The sequence below is a fragment of the Sulfurimonas sp. genome, from assembly GCF_041583195.1.
Lineage (GTDB): Bacteria > Campylobacterota > Campylobacteria > Campylobacterales > Sulfurimonadaceae > Sulfurimonas.
In genome coordinates, this window is record NZ_JBFHGL010000001.1 from 323,785 (window position 1) to 346,071 (window position 22,287).

At 34.6% G+C, this 22,287-nt stretch carries 18 protein-coding genes, 1 pseudogene and 1 riboswitch; of the genes and pseudogenes, 9 read left to right on the plus strand and 10 right to left on the minus strand.

The features are described 5' to 3' along the window. The first annotated feature begins 158 nt into the window (after positions 1–158). On the plus strand, positions 159–755 hold the full coding sequence (locus ABZA65_RS01680; RefSeq protein WP_373069924.1) for a peroxiredoxin: 597 nt from the start codon (positions 159–161) through the stop codon (positions 753–755). Positions 756–809: 54 nt separating this feature from the next. On the opposite strand, the gene ABZA65_RS01685 is transcribed toward ABZA65_RS01680, so the two are convergent. Next, the gene (locus ABZA65_RS01685) at positions 810–2,066 is read right to left on the minus strand and encodes an ATP-dependent RecD-like DNA helicase (protein ID WP_373069926.1); all 1,257 of its coding nucleotides are present in this window, start codon (positions 2,064–2,066) and stop codon (positions 810–812) included. Between the two features lie 154 nt (positions 2,067–2,220). On the opposite strand from ABZA65_RS01685, the gene nhaA reads away from it, so the two are divergent. From nhaA to ABZA65_RS01715, 6 genes and pseudogenes are all read left to right on the plus strand, one after another. After that, positions 2,221–3,549 carry a Na+/H+ antiporter NhaA gene (nhaA, locus tag ABZA65_RS01690; RefSeq protein ID WP_373069928.1) on the plus strand — a complete coding sequence of 443 codons (1,329 nt, stop codon included), beginning with the start codon at positions 2,221–2,223 and terminating at the stop codon, positions 3,547–3,549. A 65-nt stretch (positions 3,550–3,614) separates the two neighbouring features. Then, positions 3,615–4,112 carry a PAS domain-containing protein gene (locus tag ABZA65_RS01695; protein ID WP_373069930.1) on the plus strand — a complete coding sequence of 166 codons (498 nt, stop codon included), beginning with the start codon at positions 3,615–3,617 and terminating at the stop codon, positions 4,110–4,112. 619 nt (positions 4,113–4,731) lie between these two features. After that, positions 4,732–5,049: pseudogene (locus ABZA65_RS01700) on the plus strand (methyl-accepting chemotaxis protein); the annotation flags it as partial. Between the two features lie 102 nt (positions 5,050–5,151). Then, entirely contained in the window at positions 5,152–5,517 is a 366-nt protein-coding gene (locus ABZA65_RS01705; RefSeq protein ID WP_373069962.1) for a CZB domain-containing protein, read from the plus strand. 73 nt (positions 5,518–5,590) lie between these two features. Further along, positions 5,591–6,667, plus strand: coding sequence for a multiheme c-type cytochrome (locus ABZA65_RS01710; RefSeq protein ID WP_373069932.1), 1,077 nt, complete (start codon positions 5,591–5,593; stop codon positions 6,665–6,667). Between the two features lie 80 nt (positions 6,668–6,747). Next, positions 6,748–6,829: riboswitch (cyclic di-GMP riboswitch) on the plus strand. Between the two features lie 78 nt (positions 6,830–6,907). Further along, positions 6,908–7,501 carry a hypothetical protein gene (locus tag ABZA65_RS01715; RefSeq protein ID WP_373069934.1) on the plus strand — a complete coding sequence of 198 codons (594 nt, stop codon included), beginning with the start codon at positions 6,908–6,910 and terminating at the stop codon, positions 7,499–7,501. Here the strand turns inward: ABZA65_RS01715 and ABZA65_RS01720 are convergent. Genes ABZA65_RS01720 through ABZA65_RS01730 form a run of 3 tightly spaced genes read right to left on the minus strand, consistent with a single transcriptional unit; the run spans position 7,498 to position 10,209 of the window. Next, on the minus strand, positions 7,498–8,442 hold the full coding sequence (locus ABZA65_RS01720) for a dipeptide epimerase (RefSeq protein ID WP_373069936.1): 945 nt from the start codon (positions 8,440–8,442) through the stop codon (positions 7,498–7,500). The genes ABZA65_RS01715 and ABZA65_RS01720 overlap by 4 nt on opposite strands. Then, a complete protein-coding gene (locus ABZA65_RS01725) occupies positions 8,439–9,569 on the minus strand; it encodes a DUF819 domain-containing protein (RefSeq protein ID WP_373069938.1) in 1,131 nt (376 codons plus the stop codon). The genes ABZA65_RS01720 and ABZA65_RS01725 overlap by 4 nt, the downstream gene beginning before the upstream one ends. Then, the gene (locus ABZA65_RS01730) at positions 9,559–10,209 is read right to left on the minus strand and encodes an N-acetylmuramoyl-L-alanine amidase (RefSeq protein WP_373069940.1); all 651 of its coding nucleotides are present in this window, start codon (positions 10,207–10,209) and stop codon (positions 9,559–9,561) included. Before ABZA65_RS01730 ends, ABZA65_RS01725 begins: the two co-directional genes overlap by 11 nt. Positions 10,210–10,271: 62 nt before the next feature. Here ABZA65_RS01730 and ABZA65_RS01735 point away from each other — a divergent pair, with 62 nt between their 5' ends. Further along, positions 10,272–10,646, plus strand: coding sequence for a hypothetical protein (locus ABZA65_RS01735; protein WP_373069942.1), 375 nt, complete (start codon positions 10,272–10,274; stop codon positions 10,644–10,646). 26 nt (positions 10,647–10,672) lie between these two features. Further along, positions 10,673–11,416 carry an exonuclease domain-containing protein gene (locus ABZA65_RS01740; protein ID WP_373069944.1) on the plus strand — a complete coding sequence of 248 codons (744 nt, stop codon included), beginning with the start codon at positions 10,673–10,675 and terminating at the stop codon, positions 11,414–11,416. Here the strand turns inward: ABZA65_RS01740 and ABZA65_RS01745 are convergent. The 6 genes from ABZA65_RS01745 to rplA form a co-directional block, all read right to left on the minus strand. Then, positions 11,413–11,682 carry an acylphosphatase gene (locus ABZA65_RS01745; protein WP_373069946.1) on the minus strand — a complete coding sequence of 90 codons (270 nt, stop codon included), beginning with the start codon at positions 11,680–11,682 and terminating at the stop codon, positions 11,413–11,415. The genes ABZA65_RS01740 and ABZA65_RS01745 overlap by 4 nt on opposite strands. An 84-nt stretch (positions 11,683–11,766) precedes the next feature. Continuing rightward, the gene (gene rpoC / locus ABZA65_RS01750) at positions 11,767–16,284 is read right to left on the minus strand and encodes a DNA-directed RNA polymerase subunit beta' (protein WP_373069948.1); all 4,518 of its coding nucleotides are present in this window, start codon (positions 16,282–16,284) and stop codon (positions 11,767–11,769) included. After that, positions 16,277–20,422 (minus strand): DNA-directed RNA polymerase subunit beta, encoded by a 4,146-nt coding sequence (rpoB, locus tag ABZA65_RS01755; RefSeq protein ID WP_373069950.1) that lies wholly within the window; start codon positions 20,420–20,422, stop codon positions 16,277–16,279. Before rpoB ends, rpoC begins: the two co-directional genes overlap by 8 nt. Before the next feature lie 191 nt (positions 20,423–20,613). Beyond that, positions 20,614–20,985 (minus strand): 50S ribosomal protein L7/L12, encoded by a 372-nt coding sequence (gene rplL, locus ABZA65_RS01760; RefSeq protein WP_373069952.1) that lies wholly within the window; start codon positions 20,983–20,985, stop codon positions 20,614–20,616. A 46-nt stretch (positions 20,986–21,031) separates the two neighbouring features. Continuing rightward, a complete protein-coding gene (rplJ, locus tag ABZA65_RS01765; RefSeq protein WP_373069954.1) occupies positions 21,032–21,517 on the minus strand; it encodes a 50S ribosomal protein L10 in 486 nt (161 codons plus the stop codon). Positions 21,518–21,669: 152 nt separating this feature from the next. Continuing rightward, positions 21,670–22,287, minus strand: a 618-nt coding sequence (gene rplA, locus ABZA65_RS01770) for a 50S ribosomal protein L1 (RefSeq protein ID WP_373069956.1), incomplete at its 5' end; no start/stop codon positions are given.

Below are 22,287 nucleotides of genomic sequence, written 5' to 3' on the forward strand. Positions count from 1 at the left end.
CTGTTTAATATATGTGCAGAAAGTCTAAAAGATAAAAATTTTCCTTAAGTATCCTTTTTAACTTGGAAATTTTTTGGAAATATTAATTTAATTGCGATAAACTTACCGCACAAAAAATACAACAAGTGTAATTTTTACACTAAATAAAAGGAAATTATATGTTAGTAACAAACCCAGCTCCGGATTTTACAGCAACTACAGTTTTAGCAGACGGTTCAATCGTTGATGATTTTAAATTAAGTGAAAACTTTGGTGAAAAAGGTACAGTTTTATTCTTCTACCCACTAGACTTTACTTTCGTTTGTCCATCTGAAATTATTGCATTCTCACACAGAATTGAAGAGTTCAAATCTCGTGGTGTTAACGTAATCGGTGTATCTGTAGATTCACAATTCTCACACTTCGCATGGAGAGAAACTCCAGTTGAAAAAGGTGGTATTGGACGTGTTAAATTTCCATTAGTTGCGGATTTAAGCAAACAAATTTCTAAAGATTACGATGTATTATTCGGTGAAGCAGTAGCACTTCGTGGTTCATTCCTAATTGACGGTAAAGGTATTGTTCGTCACGCTGTTGTAAACGACTTACCACTTGGTCGTAACATCGATGAGATGATCCGTATGGTTGATACTATGCAATTTACTGACGAGCACGGTGAAGTTTGTCCTGCTGGTTGGCAAAAAGGTGATGAAGGTATGAAAGCTTCTACTGAAGGTGTTGCTGAGTATCTTGCTAAACACGAAAACGATCTATAATCTAAACGTGTTTAATTAGCAGCGCATTTTTTGCGTTGCTCCTTCTTCATTTAATTAATTTTTATACCACTGCAAAGCTTTTTGATCTACATATATTAATTCATACCATTGTCTGTTTGGAGCTATAAGATTTAATCTTTTAGGATTAGAACAACGTGAAAGTGCTACATAAAACTGACTAGGCGCAAAGATTTCATCTGTAGCAATAATTAGATCTTCTATACTCATACCTTGAGATTTGTGAATAGTAATGGCATATGCAAGTTTAATAGGATACTGATAGATGCTAAAAACATCTTCCTCTATCATCTCTTTTTTACCATTCTTTACTTTTTCAACCCATTTTGATTTACTCATCCTAACAGGCTCAAGTTTTACAATTTTTCCATCAGCTTTTTGAACATATATATATTGCTCATCTATATTTACTACCCTACCCTTTTGACCGTTAAAGTAGTTCCATGAATTTCTTGTAAATAAAACCGGCACACCTATCTTTAACTCTAAACTTCTCTCAATTCTTGCATCACGTATAAAGTTTTCTATCTCATTATCTTTTGTACTTTGATTGTGTTTAATAATTTGAGCATCTTTAGTCAGCAGATCTCCATCTACATAATCTAACTGTGCCTTGTTATGGGCAGATGCAGATATATTTTTTCCAAACAAAAAAGTAAACTGACTGTAATCTTCAAGAAGCGGTCTTATATATTCGTTTAAACGGTTATGAACATTCTCATCAACAAATCCACGTCTTACGTCTCTAAGTAGTTCAATAAAATGCTTATCATCAGTCCTGTATATATGGGTAAGCTCTAAAACTTCAAAATCAAAATTCAACCAAGAAGTAGATTCAAAAGCAAAACACACTTCATCACTTCCTCTTACAACAGGCGGTAGTTGTAAAAAATCTCCAACTACCAAAAGGGAACCTCTAAATTCAGCCTGTTTTAAACGCAGTTCAATCATCTCAAACAGTGTGTCACTAACCATTGAGATCTCATCTATAACAATCAAATCCATCGATGAGATCAGTTTTTTAATCTTCTTTTTAATCTCAAACTTTCCACTGTTTTGAAGGTCTTCAACATTATTTGATATTCCAAGATCTAAAAAACTGTGAAGAGTTTGTCCATCTATCAAAGTAGCTGCCATACCAGTAGATGCAAGACGTGCAACTTTTTTTGCATCTTGAGAAAACAGATCAATTATTTGACGGGTCATTGTTGTTTTACCAACACCTGCACCGCCTGTTAAAAAAATATTTTTTTTGCTCTTTAACTTTTCAAAAACTTTTTCTACTACTTCCATAGGCGGTATTATACTTCATAATTTAGACCATCTGTTTGAAATGTTCCATCTAGGTAAGAAAAATATAACGCTAAACAAATATTTTTTTAATTTTTGTCTTGATCTGTGTATAATAAAGTTACTTCTTAACTAATATGAATTTAAAGGATTAAACTTGAAGATATATTCACCCTGGGAAGAGGCTTTTGAGAGAATATACACTCCGTTTGAACATTTTCTACATTCACAAAGCACTTCAGGATTCATATTAATTGCAGCTACACTTATAGCTTTAATAGTTGCAAATTCACCTATTGCTGATATTTACCAACATATAATACATACAAAAATTACGTTTGAAGTTGCCACATGGTATCTTTCACACTCTATTCATCACTGGATAAACGATGGCCTTATGGCTATCTTTTTCTTTATGGTAGGTCTTGAGATCAAACGTGAAATATCTGTAGGAGAGCTTTCAATTTTTCAAAATGCAATTTTACCTATTGTTGCAGCTATAGGTGGAATGGTATTTCCAGCATTAATATATACTTTTTTTAACTACGATGAAGCTAGCTTTCACGGCTGGGGTATACCGATGGCTACAGATATCGCTTTTGCTATTAGTATACTTGTTCTTCTAGGTAACCGTGTATCTCCTGCACTTATAACATTCTTGGTAGCATTAGCTATAGTAGACGATCTAGGTGCCGTTTTGGTAATAGCTATTTTTTATACAAAACATATAATATTTTTACCTCTATTTCTTGCTTTTGCTTGTTTTGCATTGCTATTGGTATTCAACAGAATGGGAATACATATGATTCTACCGTATTTTTTAGTAAGTATGTTTATGTGGTTTTTTATGCTTGAATCTGGTGTACATGCCACTGTTGCAGGTGTTTTAGCAGCTTTTACTATACCATCAAGACCAAAATTTGCACCTGTAAACTTTACTAGGAAACTAAGAGATCTTCTTGATGAATATGACAGTTATCCAGTAGCTACCGATCATACGACCCATGATAAACAAAAAGCTATTTTAAATACAATAAAACGACGTATTCACGAAGTAGGATCTCCTGCTCAAAGACTTGAACAAGCACTTCACCTACCTGTAGGACTAGTTGTCCTTCCTATTTTTGCTTTGGCAAATGCAGGTATAAATATAGACTTTTCATCGATAAATTATGCTATTTTTTCAAATGTCTCTTTAGGGGTTATATTTGGTCTGATTTTTGGAAAAGTTATAGGTATTTTCGGTATTTCATATATAGTTATAAAACTCAAAATTGCAAAACTACCTGAGAATACAACAATGACACAAATTTTTGCTGTATCTTTTTTGGGCGGAATAGGTTTTACAATGAGTATATTTGTTGCAGATCTAGCATTTTTAGGACTCAGTGAATTTATCTTTGAAGCAAAAATAGGAATACTTATAGCATCACTTATTTCTGGTCTAATTGGTTACTATATGCTAAAAAACATCAAAACAACCTAAGACTTAACTATTTTTTTACCTAACAAGATGTAAAATCAGCCATATTGTAAATATATAGAGGGAAAATGAAAATAACAGCTACAAATAATGAAGTCAGCTTTGACAAAGATACTTTACTTGTTTCAAAGACTGATAAAAAGGGCAATATAACTTATGCAAACAGAGCTTTTATAGATATTGTTAAAATGGATGAATCAGAACTTATAGGTAAACCTCATAATATAATTCGCCATCCAGACATGCCAAGAGTTATATTTAAACTTTTATGGGAGTACCTATCTAGCGGCAAAGAGATCAATGCTTATGTAAAAAATCTTTGTAAAGACGGATCTTATTACTGGGTTTTTGCAAACGTAACACCGTCTTATTTTGAAGATAAAGTAGTAGGTTATCACTCTGCTAGAAAGAAACCTGCTGACAGAGCACTAAATATTATAAAACCACTTTACAAAACTCTTATTGATTTAGAAAAAAGCGGTGGAATGGAAGCAAGTATGAAAAAAATAAACGAAATTTTAAAAGAAAAAGGGATGGAATATGATGAATTTATCCTCTCTATCTAAAATACATTATGCAAACTATGCCCATTTAGCAGTTGTTTCTATAGGCCTTATAGTATCTGTAGTTTTTTTTGAATTTAATCTCACTACTTTTATATTCAATCTTTTAAATATTGCTATTGCAATTTATGCATACAAACAAGTAGAAGTGACAAGACATACTATAGCAGAATCATTAAATGTAGTTAAAGGTAGTACCGTAGGAAACTTTGAGCAAAGAGAGCTTTACATAGAAGCAGGTGGGGAACTAGCTGAACTTAGCTATGGAATAAACGACCTTTTTGATCAACTTGAAAGTTTTACGCGTGAGATCAACACATCAATCCAATACGCATCAGAAAACAAATATTTTAGACGTGTATGTCATACCGGTCTAAATCCGTCTTTTCATAGAACTGCTGAACTTATTAATAGAAGTATAGATGCTATGGAACAAGAGTATATAAGTCAAAACAAGAAAAACTTCCTAGTTGAGCTTGACAAAACAGGTGAAGGTCTGGTTTCTAACTTTTCAAGTATCCAAACGCAAATTGCCCAGACAAATGATACATTAACAGAGCTTGCCAATGAAGCTGAACAGACTGCTTCTCTTTCAAGGGAAAACAATATAGTAGTTGAAAAGATGAATACTAACTTTGAAAAACTATCAGAGATCATTGCACAAAACGATGATATAGTTGAATCACTAAGTACTAAAACTCAAGAGATCAATACAGTAGTTGACCTTATTAAAGATATTGCAGAGCAAACAAACCTGCTTGCACTAAATGCTGCTATTGAAGCTGCACGTGCAGGTGAACATGGTCGTGGATTTGCCGTAGTTGCAGACGAGGTAAGACAACTGGCAGAGAGAACTCAAAAAGCGACAAGCGAGATCTCTATCTCTATCTCTACTCTTCAACAAGAGGCTAGTGGTATGCAAGAGAGTTCAGTTGAGTTAAATAATATCTCTGAGATATCTCAAGAGAGTGTAAATACACTTTATGAATCACTTCAGAAATTTAATGTAGCTAGCGAATCTGTTTTAAGTTCAAGTACATATATGAAAAATAAAAACTTTATAGTTCTTGCAAAAATAGACCACATACTATTTAAAGCAGAAGCTCTTGATCATATAGCAAAAGAGGAATATAAAGAGTTTAATGATCATCATAACTGTAGATTTGGTAAATGGTATGATATTGATGGTAAATCTCAGTTCAGCCATGCTAAATCGTATGATGAGATTTTAATACCACACAAAGAGGTTCATGATAAAGTTATTGACTCCATAAAATTACTAGAACATGACGACATACTAAAACATAAAACTAAAATCAAAGAAAACTTCATTGATGTAGAAAAGAATACTCTCGTACTATTTAATTTGATGGATCAAATGCTACATGAACAAGCTCAGATAAAATAAAGTAAAGGTTATAACTAACATAATACTAAGTTATTTTAGTTATAATTGTAAAAAATGATAAGGAGTTTTTTCCATGTTTAAAATATTAGTTGTTACACTTGTCTCTACTTTATATCTAAATGCCTCTGCAAACTTTGCACCAAATGAAGATTGTAAAACTTGTCATCCTATTATTTACAAAGAGTTCTCTGAGTCGATGCACGCAAACTCTACACCTCAAAAAGATCCAATCCATAACTCTGTTTGGGCAAAACATCCGCAAAATTTAAAATTGAAAAAGTACGGCTGTGGAAAATGTCATACACCAACAGCTGAAAAGAACTCTATTCCAACGAACGAAAGTGCCAAGCACCAACAAGGGATCAGCTGTGCTTATTGCCATAGAATTAAAGATATAAAAATCCATCCAAAATCAAATATAAACATAACTACTTCTACTGAGAAAAACTATTTCGGAACTCTAGAAGATCATATAGAATCACCATATCACGGTATTGTAAGTGATGGCAATGAGCATATGAAAAACGGTAACGTGTGTATAGGTTGTCATTCACATAAAATGAATAAACACAAACTAAACGTATGTTCTACAAATATAGACAATGAACTTAACGGTGCTAACTGTGTAAGCTGCCACATGCCAAAAGTTAAAGGCAGTGTATCTAACCTTAATGAACGTAAACAGCATACATTTCACGGCTTCGCAGGAAGCCATATGCACCAAGATATGTTGAGCAAATATGTAGATATATCGATACTACGCGAAATAGACAGCTTTAAAGTAAACATTGACAACCGTTCAAGCCATGCACTTCTACTTCATCCTCTTCGTGTAGCTGTTTTAAAAGTAAGTGTAACAAGAGATGATAAAACTACAAAACTAAAAAATGAAGTTTTTGTAAGAGTTATCGGACATGATGGAAAACCTGCTATGCCTTGGGCAGCTACAACTACACTTAAAGATACTATGATCAAAGCTAATGAGAAAAGAAGTGTTAATTATGACTTTAAAATCAAAAAAGGCGATAAAGTAGATGTGACACTAGGTTGGTTTTTAGTAAATCCAAAAGCTGTTAAAATGTTAAAACTTCAAAATGAAGAGGTAGCTACAAAATTTGTAGAGTTTAAAAAGCAAAGTTTTAACTTTTAAAGTCTACTATTTTTATAGAATTCTTTATTAATATAATAATTAAGTGTTATTATATCTTTTAAAGCATTATATTTATAAAATTTTATTTTAGCCAAACTTGTTGTGAAGCAAGGACGGAAAGCTATGGGTCTTTAATTAGATAAAGATTGCCAGGTTGCACATATTACTTTCAATATTAAAATGCTCCCTTTTACAATCATCTATTCAGGCCTGTTATATAAATAACTATAGGAAACCATGATGAGTTTATTACATCGACTTAATAATGCCATATTGGCATTTTTATTAACATCTTTATATATATCAGTTTCAATTTTTGATCGTGGACGCTTAAACTTTGATCTATGGGATAAAGATGTTACTAATATTTCATTTGTACTATTTTTCTTTCTTATGTTTGTTTTAAATCTAAATTTAAGACCAAATCAATTAACTATTGATGAAAAACTAGAAAATATTGAAAAACATCAGAATCTAAAAGCACAATTGAATGAATTGATAACTATAAAAAGCAAACTTGAAACTTCGTTAAAAAACAGTCTGAGTAAACAAGAAAGCTTAGTTGAAAAAAGAAAGATTCTTTTTGAAAAAATTCAGAGTGCAAAAAGAAATATATCCAAAGAGATGCAGTTAAAAAACAAAGCCACTATAGAACACTATAACGAAAAATTAGAAAAACTAGAGGATAAAATAAATAGTATTGAGCCTCAAATATCAAAAAAAAGAAATAGGCTTAAAGTTGTTTATAATAAAATTGAATTAGTCGAGAGAAAAAAACAATCAAATGAATTACAAAGACAAGTTCTAGATAAAAAACTTAAAAAGATATTTTAGCTTTTAAGGTCATATAAAAGCGGACTGTCTAAGTCCACATACTTTACAACATCTTTATATGTATCGGCAAGGCTTGATGCATACTCTATAGATGTTGGACCCTCTAACATACTACCCATCATTACAGGTACGTTTTTAGATTTACAACATTCCAGTATTTCTATAGCTTTTGTTACACCACCGCATTTCATAAGTTTTATATTTATTATGTCTGCTCTTTTGTTTTGAATGATTTCTTTTACCTCATCGATTGTAAAACAACTCTCATCTGCAACGATTTTAATATCTGAATAATTGGTTATATTTTTTAAATCATCAAGTTCATCTTTTTTTACAGGCTGTTCTATTAGTTCAATTTCTAGGTCTTTAATAGCCTCTATATATTTTACACTCTGGTTATAATCCCATGCCTGATTTGCATCGATCAAAAGTTTGGCTTCTGGATTTTGATTTCTAATTTTTTTCGTTACATCTATTGCATGTTCAATATCACTTCCAAATTTTAGTTTCAGTATATTATTTTGATTAGTACAGGCTATATTTGCATCAACAAGCATTTTTGACACTTCTCCTAAAGAGATAGTTATAGCACTCTGTTTATCTGTTTGGTTTTTCATAGGGTTTATAAAATTATAAAATGCCATATCAAGTGATGCTTTTGCAGATGAGCCAATATCTAAAGAGTGTAGCTCTTCAAAACATTCATGTACTTGTAAACCTATAAATTTTGATTTATGCTTATTTATTGAGCTCTCAATACTGATTAGATCTTCACCAGTTATAGCTTTTGTAGCAGGTGCTTCGCCAAAAGATATACTACCGTTTTCACATTCTATTTTTACCCTTACAAATTCTACATTCTCAACACGTCTTAGAGATGTTATAAAAGGAGTTTTAAGTGGAATTTTTTCTACTGAGGTAGTTATGTTTTTAATAATCATTTCGCAACTCCAAGCAGAATATTTCCGACAAAAAGTCCGCCGAAAGTTCCAATAATATAACCCATTATAGCCATAAGTACTCCAACTCCCACAAGTGATTTGTTATATGTTGCAGCTAATATTGGAGCTGAAGCTACTCCCCCGATATTGCTTAGTGATGCTACACTTATACTAAAGAGATCCAGTTTAAAGATTTTTGCACCTATAACCATAACTATAGCATGCATAACAAGTATCATAAAGCCTGCAAATACATAATATCCTACACCTGTAAAACTCTCAAATATAGCACGTGATCCAATAAGAGCTATAAGCATATAGAGCATAGACGTTGCTACTTCACTCGAGCCATTTAACTCACTAAGCTTTGTAAATGAAGCTATAATTCCAACCAAAGTAGCCGTTATAACCATTGTAGTTGTAGAATTTATTATAGAAATATTTTGTGCTATAACTTGGGAAAAAAACGATACTAACAGTGACAATATAATTAAAAACCAATACCTTTTAGCACCTAAATTACATGCGCAGCCAATACCACTTATAACTTCTTCACTTGGAGTTGCACCGAAAAATTTATTAAATATATTTGCAAACCCTACTAAAAACAGGAGTATAGCTACCCAAAATGTATAGTTAAAACTATCTACTATAAGCGCATAACCAAAAGCTTCATCACTCACGCCAAGAGCCGATCCGACTGCTACCATATTCGCAGTACCACCCATCCAGCTTCCAGCCAAGGCTCCAAAAGCTCCAAGCATCTCTTTATCAAAATTCAAAACCAATGACATAATAATAAAACCAAAACCGATTGAAAATACAGCCAATGAATATGCGATAATCAACTTTTTACCCAGTTTAAAAAACTGTCTTATATCAACTTGCAAAAGCATCAAAAATATCATAGCAGGCAAGAGATTTGTTTTTAAAAGCTTATATGTGCCGTTTATATCTTCATTTAATTCCCAAATGCCTAAAGAAGCAAAGATCATCGTAGTTGCATATATAATAACTACTGCAGGAATATACTTAAAAATATTCCACTTTGTCTTTTGTTCTAATCCGCTTAGAAATGTAGCTATTAGAGCTAAAACTAGTAGATATGTGAGGGGATTAGTTATCACAAGGTGCACGCTTTAAATAGTCAATTTTATTAAATAATTTTTCCATAAAATTTGGATGTGGATCATTCTTTTTAGTTCTGTACCCATCATCTTTTTCCAGCCATAGTTTATGGTTTTCAAAGCATCTGTATTCATAATGCCCTACTAAATACTCTATAGAATCAAACTTCTTTTTTATATAGTTTATTAAAAATATATTTGCTTCAAGCTGATCATCTGTAAGGTTATCCTCACCATTTTCTCCACCGACATTTTCGATCCCTATAGAGCTGTAGTTTAAGCCTATAACGTGACGTGCCATGAAATCAAGAGGCATTAACTGATGGATAGTACCATCACGCTCAATCATAAAATGGGTACTTACATTTACAGCTCCTGCACTGCTTATATCTGCACGCAGTGATGGAAGTTCTTCATCTATAAAACGACTTAGTGATTCTTCGTAAGAGTTTATTGCCGTATGATGGATCAATATAATTTTTGGAGTAATTTTTATATCTTTGGCATTGATGCCGTAGTGTGCTTTTATATATGATTTTGTAAGCTCTATTCTATGTTGCGAAAAGTCAATCGGTGTCTGTATTATTTGTTGGGCATTTAAAAAAGATATTGTAAGTATTATCAAATATATGTGTTTCATAGGATGTATTTTACTCTGTTTATATTTATGCAACTTTAATTTCAAAAGTGCTAATATATTTTATGGCAATACATAAGATAATAAAGCAACAATTGTTACACGAACCGCTGAGTGAAGATGCTGTAAAACTCGGTCGTGCGCTATACAATACTTTTTTAGACAATGGTGAATTAGATATGCATATTGAGCTATCTAAACTATTTAAATTATTTAAACTGCCTGCTTCAAATGAATCATTATCATATATAAAAAGTATCTTTATAGAATTAACAGAACCTATAATAGTAAAAAATTTTAAATTTTGGAATGATGTTTATCCTATTAGAATAGTAACATTTTGCTTGTATACATTCGGGGATGACTTCGTTGATATAGAACTTAGTGAAGAGTTCTTGGAGGTAGAAAAAAACTATATGATCGATAGATTTTTAACATAACTAATCAATACTGCAAAAGGACAAACTTGGCAAAACGCTACATAATACTAGACACAGAAACTACAGGTACAAATGAAGAAGACAGAATAATCCAACTTGGATACATGGTACTTGGTACAAAAGATATAGAGGTTCATAATGAGTTCTTTAGTAGCGATATTCCAATAAAATACGGGGCTATGGAAGTTCATGGCATAACACAAGAGATGATAGAGGGAAAACCTATAATACAAAATAGCCAAGCATTCAAAAGATTGCAAGAATTAAATACCAATGAAAACTATATGATCATTCACAATGCACCCTTTGATCTTGGAATGCTTGCAAAAGATGGTTTTAACACAAAGATGAAAGTGATAGACACACTTCGTGTAGCTAAACACATATATAAAGATGAAGAAGCACACCGTCTTCAATACTTTAGATACAAAATGGGTCTGTATAAAGATGAACAAAAAGAGGCTAACGAGCTGGGTATAGAAGTTAAAGCACATGATGCTATAGGTGATGTTTTGGTATTAAAACTTTTTCTTTCAAAACTTCGTCAAAGCGTTCAAAAAATCTTTCCAGATGAAAACCCTGTAGATAAGATGGTTGATCTTACTAATACACCTATACTTATAGACAAGTTTAGATTTGGAAAGTATAAAGGTAAAACTCTTCGTGAGGTAGCACATGAAGATGCAGGATATCTACGTTGGATGCTAAGTTCTATGGATAACTTAGACGATGATATGAAATACTCACTGCAAAGTGTGCTAGAGGGTTAATAACGAACTATAAACCCCTCTTGAAAAACTTCATTACACTCTTGTATATGAAGTTCATCTACTCTGCTTGCAGGCGAGCCTTTTTTCAAAATATTTTCAAACTCATCCAGTTTTGATTCTGCACAAGTAACACATGACTCAACAGTTCCATCATTTAGATTTTTAACATAACCATTAAAGCCCGATTTTGAAGCATTTTTTTGAACATTTGCACGATAGTAGACACCTTGAACGCGTCCGACAGATATAAACTTATATGATTTCATAAGAGTATTTTACTCTAAAAAGAAAAATGTGTAGGTTTGAAGATTGCTAGGGAGATATTCCCTAGCTATTATGAAAGGGAATTACTATTCCGCTTCACTTTCAAGAACAACTTCTTGATCTTTATAGATACCAGTACCAACTGGAATCGTACGACCAATAATAACGTTCTCTTTAAGATCGTTAAGATCATCGATCTTAGCTGAAACTGCAGCTTCAGTAAGAACTTTAGTAGTATCTTGGAACGATGCTGCTGAGATAATAGAATCTGCTGCAACAGCCGCACGCGTAATACCTACTAAGAATGGCTCTGCAATCGCAGGACGACCGCCAAGACGAGTAATCTTCTCATTCTCAGCTTTAAATTTATTTTTAGAGATTAGATCACCTTCAATAAATTTAGTATCACCAGATTTGATAATTTTAACCTGACGTAACATCTGAGTAAAGATTACCTCGATGTGTTTATCGGCAATGTTAACCCCTTGAGAACGGTAAACTTGCTGAACTTCAGATACTAAGTAGTTATAAAGTGCTTTAACACCGCTAATACGTAAAATCTCATGAGAAGAGATGATACCAGTAGTTAAACGTTCACCTGCGTGAACAAAGTCACCTGCGTTTACAACCGGTGAGTGTGATTTATCTACAAAGTACTCTTTTACAATACCAGCATCACTTGTAATAACAATACGAACTTTACCACGTAACATTTTACCAAAGCTTACCACACCGTCAATCTCAGAGATTAATGCTGTAGCTTTAGGACGACGACCCTCAAATAGCTCAGATACACGTGGAAGACCACCCGTAATATCGCTTGATTTTTGAAGTGCTTTTGGAGTTTTAGCAATAATATCAGCAACTTTAACAGTAGCACCGTCTTCTACATAGATAGAAGATTTAGCTTCAATAGCGTAACGTAAAAGCTCACCGTCTTCTGTAGCTAAAACAACAGTCGGTTTAAATTCGCTTGAGATGTGATCGTTGATCATTAAACGAGTTTTACCAGTTAACTCATCTAACTGCTCAGTAGCAGTAGTACCAACAATAATATCTTCAAATTTAACTACACCGTTAGCCTCAGATATAATTGGGTTAGAGTATGGATCCCATTCAGCAATTACAACAGACTCATCAGATGCAGGTTTTGCAAGAAGTGTACTTCCATCAACTGCTGCATCATCTTCTGCAACAATTACAGAACCACGTGCAATATAGTGACGAACAGCTTCACGGTTATTGCTATCAATTACAGCTGCAAAAAGACCTTTCTCTTTTACTTCGTAACCCTCTTTAAGACCTTCAAATCTCTCTAAATAGTCACCTTTTAGAAGGAAGTATTTAACATTACCTTCCTCTTTAGCGTATATTTTTTGAGTAACTGGTGCACCGTTATCAACTAGTAATTCAGATGCGTAAGGGATACGTGAAGGTACGTTCCAACCGTCTTTAATAGTTTCAACGATTGACTCATCTTCAGCTACTTCACTTCCACTCTCATACGGGAAGTAATATTTACCCTCAATTTGACCAGAAACACCTGCAAGCTCGTTTGGCTTAGCAATTTCGTTTTTACGTAAAGAGTAACGTTGAGTATCTTTTGCACCCTCTACAGAGATTAATACTTCATCGTGAATAGTCTCAATTTTAACTTTACCTGCGAACGGAGCTTTTATTTTAGGCTCAACTAAAAGTACAGCTGCATTACGTCTGTTTGCAACGATATTTTTACCATCTTTTGATTGGTAAGTATTTAAGTTATAGTAACGGATAAAACCTTCTTTACTAGCTACAACTTGACGCTCTTGTGCAGTTGAACTCGCAGTACCACCAACGTGGAACGTACGTAGTGTAAGCTGAGTACCAGGCTCACCAATTGACTGAGCAGCAGTAATACCAACAGCCTCACCTTTACGAACGATGTGACCAGTTGCAAGGTTAACACCATAACAAAGCGCACAGATACCGTCTTCACTTTTACAAGTAGTCGGAGTTCTAATGTGAGCTGTTTTGATTCCAGCTTCCGAAATTGTTTTTGCACTTATCTCATCAATTAAAGTACCCTCTGCAAAAAGGATCTCATTAGAGATTGGATCAATAATATCATCAGCAAGTACACGTCCATTTAGTCTGTCTTCTAAAGACTCAATTAGAGTATTTTGATCAGAGATATCAGAGATCTCAATACCTTCGTGAGTATGACAGTCATGTTCAACTACTTTAACATTTTGCGCAACGTCAACAAGTTTACGAGTTAAGTAACCAGCATTCGCTGTTTTAAGTGCTGTATCGGCAAGACCTTTACGAGCACCGTGAGTAGAAATAAAGTACTCAACAACGTTTAGACCCTCTTTAAAGTTCGAGATAATCGGAGTCTCAATAATATCACCGCTTGGTTTAGCCATAAGACCACGCATACCAGCTAACTGACGAATCTGAGCAGCAGAACCACGAGCACCAGAGTCAGCCATCATGTGAATAGAGTTGAAACCGTCTTTATCACTCTCAACTAGTTCCATCATTTGAGATGCAACAGTGTTGTTTGTATCAGTCCAAACGTCAATAATTTTATTGTAACGTTCTTGTTCAGTTAGTAAACCTGCTTCAAATTGTTTTTGAATCTCAATAACTTTGTTTTTAGATTCTTCAATTTTTGCTTCTTTAGCATCTGGAATCTTAACATCATCAATAGAGATAGATACACCAGCTTTAGTAGCTTGTTTGAAACCTAAATCTTTAAGTCTGTCAAGGAAACCTGCAGTTACACCGATACCACCGTGTTTTTGAACATAATCAACAAGCTCACCGATAGCACGTTTATTCATAACTTTATTCCATAATTCTGCCGGAACAAAGTCAGGTAAAATATCTTTAAGTAGTAAACGACCAGCAGTTGTATAGATTATACGACCATCAACACGTGTACGAACTTTTGCATGAAGATCAAGTGCATCATGCTCAAATGCAATATTAACTTCATCAACGTTTCCAAAAAGTTTGTTAGAACCTTTAACACCGTTTTTCTCTAAAGTCATATAGTAGATACCAAGTACCATATCCTGTGAAGGCGTTGCAATCGCTTTACCACTTGCCGGGTGAAGGATGTTCATAGAAGCCATCATAAGTACTTTTGCCTCAGCAATTGCAGCTGAAGATAAAGGTACGTGAACTGCCATCTGGTCACCATCGAAGTCGGCATTGAATGCCGAACAAACTAATGGGTGAAGCTGGATAGCTTTACCATCAATTAGTTTCGGGTGGAACGCTTGAATTGAAAGTTTGTGAAGTGTTGGTGCACGGTTAAGCATTACAGGATAACCATCAACGATCTCAGCTAAACATTCCCAAACTTCATTTGTTTGGTCTTCAATCATCTTCTTAGCAGCTTTAACAGTAGTCGCATGACCTTTGTCTTCTAACTTAGCAATCAAGTGTGGTTTGAACAGCTCAAGAGCCATTTTCTTAGGTAAACCACATTCGTGCATTTGTAAGCTTGGACCAACAACGATTACAGAACGACCAGAGAAGTCAACACGTTTACCAAGTAAGTTTTGACGGAAACGTCCTTGCTTACCTTTAATGATCTCAGATAATGATTTAAGTGGACGCTTATTAGCACCTTTTACTGCATTTGCACGACGACCGTTGTCAAATAGTGCATCAACAGACTCTTGAAGCATACGCTTCTCATTTCTAACAATAATCTCTGGAGCTTCAAGCTCAACTAGACGCTTAAGACGTTGATTTCTATTGATAACACGACGATATAAATCATTAACATCAGATACTGCAAACTTACCACCATCTAGTGATACAAGTGGACGTAAATCCGGTGGAAGAACAGGTAATACTGTTAACATCATCCATGCAGGATTGTTTCCAGAGTTTAAGAACGACTCAATTACTTTTAAACGCTTAGCAATAGTTTTTTTCTTAGCTTCAGATTTTGTCTGCTCAATATCTTCTTTAAGTTGTGTAAATGCATCAACTAGATCGATATCTTCTAATAGGTCACGAACAACTTCACCACCCATACGAGCTTTAAAGCCTAATTCACCGAATCTTTGAACTAATGTACGGTATTGCTCTTCATTTAATACATCATATTTAAGTACAGGTGTTTTTCCATCAGCATCGTAATATGCCTCTCCACCTTGTTCAACGATGTATGCTTCATAATAAAGTACACGCTCTAAATCTTTCATTTTGATACCTAAAAGAGTACCAATACGGCTTGGCAGAGAACTTACATACCAGATATGTGCAACAGGAGTTACAAGTTCGATGTGACCCATACGAGTACGACGAACTTTAGTAGATGTAACTTCAACACCACATTTCTCACATACAACACCCTTGTAACGCATCTTTTTATATTTTCCACAAAGACACTCATAATCACGAACAGGACCGAATATTTTTGCACAAAACAGACCGTCACGCTCAGGTTTTAATGTACGATAGTTAATAGTTTCAGGTTTTTTAACCTCACCATTTGACCATGACATTACCTTTTCAGGCGCAGCTAAACGGAATTGCAGCTGCTTTATATCTTTTGGTCTGTCATTTTCAGTTACTTCAATAGGTACTAATTTACTCATCGTCTTCAACCTCGTCAAAAATTTCTACGTCTAGTGCAAGTGATTGCAACTCTTTAGTAAGTACGAACAGTGTTTCAGGGATACCTGAAGCTGGTACTAATTCACCTTTTGTGATTGCTTTATAAGCACGAACACGACCATCAACATCATCAGATTTGATAGTTAACATCTCTTTAAGAACAGCAGATGCACCATAAGCCTCTAGAGCCCATACCTCCATCTCACCAAATCTCTGACCACCAAATAGTGCTTTACCACCAACAGGTTGTTGAGTAACAAGAGAGTATGGTCCAGTTGAACGAGCGTGAATTTTCTCATCAACTAAGTGGTGTAGTTTAAGGATATACATATAACCTACATTAACACGCTCTTTTATTTTATCACCTGTCTTACCATCGTAAAGAACTGTTTTACCATCAGTATCCATTTTTGCAAGTTCAAAGATTTTTTCAAACTCTGCAGCATTCACACCCTCAAAAATTGGAGTTGCGAAGCGAACACCTTTCGCCCAGTCGCGTGCATAATGTAAGAATTCATCATCACTCATATCACCGATAACTTTTTTAGCGTTCATCATACCAGCAACGTCCGCGATAGAGATCATCTTCTCACGTAAGTTTTTGATAAAGTCAGCTTGTTTGCTATCAAATTCAGCTTGAATTTGATTACCAAGCTCACGTCCAGCCATACCAAGGTGCATCTCTAAAATCTGCCCGATATTCATACGTGAAGGTACCCCTAGTGGGTTAAGACATACGTCAACTGAACGTCCGTCTTCCATATAAGGCATATCAACTTCAGGAACGATTGTTGAAACGATACCTTTATTACCGTGACGACCTGCCATTTTATCACCAACTTTTAGTTTACGTTTAGTAGCTATATAAACTTTAACGTATTTAACAACACCGTTTGGAAGGATGTCATCTTTTTCTAAAATAGTTAGTTTCTCTTCGTGCTCATCACGGAAGATTCTTTTTTGCTTTTGGAAATAGTTTTTAGTTTTGTTGTATTCATTTTGAATATCTTCACTAAAACTTTTTACAATTGCATTCATAGCAAAACGGTTTACGTTTTCTAAATCTTTTGGATTTATTGTGTCACCAGTTTTATAGTCAGTATCACCTATAGTAATATCTGCACTTAAAGGCTCACGAGTTAGAAGTTTTGCTACACGTAACATCTCTTCTTTATCGATCATAAGAAGTCTGTCATAGTGTTCACGCTCTAAAAAGTCACGCTCTTCTTTCTCTAATGAAAGTGTACGCTCATCTTTGTCATAACCTTTTTTAGTAAAGATTTTAACGTCAACTACTACACCTTCCATAGATGGTGGACAATAAAGTGATTTGTTTACAACATGACCAGCTTTTTCACCAAAGATTGCACGAAGTAATCTTTCTTCCGGAGTTGGTTTAACTTCACCTTTTGGAGAAACCTTACCAACTAAGATCATACCACCGCTAACGTTTGTACCGATCTTAACGATACCAGACTCGTCTAGGTGAGCAAGTTCATCATCACGTACATTTGGAATATCACGAGTAATCTCTTCTACACCGTGTTTTAATTCACGAGCTTCAACTTCTTTCTCATAGATATGAACTGAAGTAAATGCATCTTTACGAATCATACGCTCAGAGATAACAATCGCATCCTCGAAGTTATAACCGTTCCAAGGCATGAAAGCAACCATTGCATTAACACCAAGAGCAAGTTCACCTTGATCCATATTTGGACCATCAGCGATAACTTGACCTTTTTCTACTTTTTGACCAACTTTAACAATTGGTTTTTGAGCAAAAGAAGTGTTGTTATTTGTACGTAGGTTTTTTTGTAATGGATAGTAATCTATATAGATTTCACCATCTTCATCACCCATAACGTAGATGTGTTTACCATCAACTTTTTCTACAGTACCTGCACGCTTAGCTTTTACACATTCCCACGAATCACGAGCTACTAGTTTTTCAACACCAGTACCAACCATCGGAGCATCCGGCTTGATTAAAGGCACCGCTTGACGTTGCATGTTTGAACCCATAAGTGCACGGTTGGCATCATCGTGCTCAAGGAAAGGAATAAGTGAAGCAGCTACACCAACAACCATTGATGAACTAAGATCCGCATAGTCACACTCTTCAGGTTTCTTAAGTAGGATCTCACCATCTTCACGAACTGATATAAGCTCAGTAGTAAATTGACCGTTTTCATCTAAAGGGTTAGATGCAGCAGCAATCTTAACACCCTCTTCTTGAGTAGCAGTTAAGTATACAACTTCATTAGTAACTTTACCGTCTTTCATAACTTTGTATGGAGCTTCGATAAAACCGTGATCATTAACTTTAGAATAAGTTGCTAAAGTATTGATAAGACCAATATTTTGACCCTCTGGAGTCTCAATCGGACAGATACGACCATAGTGAGTAGGGTGAACGTCACGCACCTCAAATCCGGCACGCTCTTTAACAAGACCACCCTCACCTAATGCCGATAAACGACGCTTGTGAGTAACCTCAGATAATGGATTAGTTTGATCCATAAATTGAGATAGTTGACCACCAGAGAAGAACTCCATAACAGTTGATGTAATCATTTTTGAATTGATTAGATCGTGTGGCATTAACTCTTCCATAGCACCACTCATAGTAGATAACTTGTCACGGATAGCTTTTTGCATTTTCACTAAACCGTTGTGCAGTTCGTTTACTAAAAGCTCACCGATAGAACGGATACGTCTGTTACCTAAGTGATCTCTATCATCTATGTGACCTTGACCGTTTTTAACTTTAATAACGTATTTAACTGACTTGATAATATCTTCGTGAGTTAATACAGTCATGTAAGATGGAATGTCCATATCTAGTTTATGGTTCATTTTCATACGACCAACTTCAGTTAAATCATATCTTTCAGGATCGAAGAAAAGCTGATTAACAAAAGCATGAGCAGCTTCTTTAGTAACTGGCTCACCAGGACGCATAACTTTGTAGATACGGATAGCAGCTAAATCATTTTCATCTTCAATATCTTCAGTTTGTTTAAGAAGTTTTAGTGAATCTGCATCAGCGTTGAATGCATTGATAATTGAGCTATCAACACCCTCAGCTAAATCGTTAGCAATTTTAAATTCAGTTACACCGATTTCAGCTAATTTTTTTAGTTTAGTCTCATCTATGTGAGTCATAGTATCAAAAAGAACTTCACCTGTTTCAGGATCAATTATAGCCTCAGCTAAATAACGATCAAGTAAAACTTCTAGTGGATACTGAACTTCTTTTAAACCGTCTTCTACAAACTTTTGAGCTTTTTTAACTGACAGTCTTTTACCAGCTGCAACTAAAACTTTATCATTAGTATCAACTAAGTCATAACCTAAACGGCCATTATAATCAGACGGATTAAATTCTACAGAGAATTTATTATCAGCCATGTTAACAGTCTGAATAGGATAGAAAAGTTTTAAAATATCTTGTTTAGAGTAACCAAGTGCACGGAACATAATAGTTACAGGAACTTTACGACGTTTATTGATTCTCATATAAAGAATATCTTTTGGATCATATTCAAAATATAACCATGAACCACGATCCGGAATAATTTGACCAGTATATATTAGTTTATTTCCAACAGTAGTAGCTTCTTCTTCTTTGAAGATAACACCAGGTGAACGGTGAAGTTGATTAACAACAACTCTTTCAACACCATTGATGATGAAAGAAGTTCTGTCAGTCATTAGTGGAATATCACGAACAAATATAGATTGCTCTTTAATATCTTTAACACCAAGTTTTTCTTTAGTGTTTTCATCTCTGTCCCATAATACAAGACGAGTTTTCATTCTTAATGATACTGAATAAGTAAGTCCACGCTCCATACACTCACGAACAGTGTATTTAGGTTTAGCAACTTCACTACCGATATACTCAATAGTTAATCTGTTTTGAGCATCATGAATAGGGAATACTGATTGGAAAACTTTTTCAATTCCTGATGTGCTTCTATCTTTAGCATCGATCATTAAAAAGTTATCATAAGAACTTTGTTGAAGTTGAAGTAAGTTTGGAACTTCAATCTGTTGAGGAGTTTTGGCAAAGTCTACACGAAGACGATTTCCAGAATATAAAGTGTTTAACATAGGCTACCTCTGTAAGTTGTAATTGGAACTCAAGCTCATGGCTTAAGCGAAATTTATCTAAGCGTCCTTAGATAAAACAAGTATAGTGCTTATAAACGACATAAGGGCACTTTAGCTAGGAGACTCTTATCTCTTAGCTAAAGCGCCCGAAAGTTGAGGGCAAAAAGCCCTCATAATAAATTGTTAAATAATTATTTAACTTCTACTGTAGCACCAGCTTCTTCAAGCTCAGCTTTAGCAGCTTCAGCAGTTTCTTTATCTACACCTTCTTTGATTACAGATGGAGTAGCTTCACATGCTTCTTTAGCTTCTTTTAGTCCAAGACCAGTAAGACCACGAACTACTTTAATAACACCGATTTTCTTAGCACCAGCGTCAGTTAATACAACATCAAACTCAGTTTTTTCTTCAGCAGCTTCACCACCAGCAGCAGCTCCACCAGCTACAGCAACAGGTTGTGCAGATACACCAAATTTTTCTTCAAACTCTTTTACAAGCTCAGAAAGTTCTAATACAGAAAGTCCTGAGATAAACTCTAATACGTCTTCTTTAGTTACAGCCATTTTAGGCTCCTTTTATTTTATTTTTTTATTTAAATTTAACTGCTAATTATGCAGCTTCTTGTTCTTTTTTCTCTTTAAGAGCGTTAAGACCAAATCCAATACATGTAAGTGGAGCCATCCAAGTAGCAGCAAGCATACCAAGAAGTTCTTCACGTCCAGGAAGTTTAGCGAATGCTTCAACTTTAGCAGCATCTGCAGCTTCACGGTCAATGTAAGCAGACTTAATTACAAATTTTTCATTATCTTTAGCAAAGTTAGAAACAACTTTAGAAGTTGCAACTGAATCTTCACCCCATACAAGAATATTTGTATCTTGTAATTCAATACCTTCTAACTCAGCGTTTTTAAGAGCAATTGATGCAAGTGTATTTTTAACAACTTGAACTTTTGCTTCTTTTTCGCGAGCAAGTTTTCTTAAACCTTCAAGTTCACCAACGCTTAGACCTTTGTAATCACAGAAGATTACAGACTGAGCATCTTTGAATTCATTTGAAAGTACTTCAATAATTTCAGCTTTTTGTGTTTTTGTCATAGAATTTTCTCCTTTCCAGACATCTAAGTGAATAAATTCACTTCACTTCAATAGGGAAATTAAGCTAACGCACCTATATCTTTAGTCCATAAAATGCAGTTACCAAAGCAGTAACTTTATAATACCCCACAAATGTGGAGTACTAAAAATTACTATTTTATATCTAATAGTTCTGCAGTATCTAATTTAATAGCAGGACTCATAGTTAAACTAAGAGCACCTGATTTTATATATTTACCTTTTGCAGAAGCTGGTTTTTGTTTATTAATAGCAGCTAAGAAAGTTTTGAAGTTTTCTTCAATTTGAGAAGCTTCGAAACTAACTTTACCGATACCAGCGTGGATGTTACCTTTTTTATCAACACGGAAGTTTACTTGACCGCCTTTTAAGTTGTTAACTGCAGTAGCTACATCTGGAGTAACTGTACCAGTTTTAGGGTTTGGCATAAGACCTTTTGGTCCAAGGATACGACCAATTTGTCCAACTAGTCCCATACAATCCGGCGCTGCAACAACAACGTCAAAGTTAAATACACCCTCTTTTACTTGTGCAACTAAATCATCAGTACCAACAATATCAGCACCAGCAGCTTTAGCTTCATCAGCTTTAGCACCTTTAGCAAATACTGCAACACGTACAGTTTTACCAGTACCGTGTGGTAGAACGATTGCACCACGAACCATTTGATCAGCGTGACGAGGATCTACATTTAGGTTTAGTGCAACTTCAACAGTTTCATCAAACTTAGCACTTTTTAATTCTTTTACAGT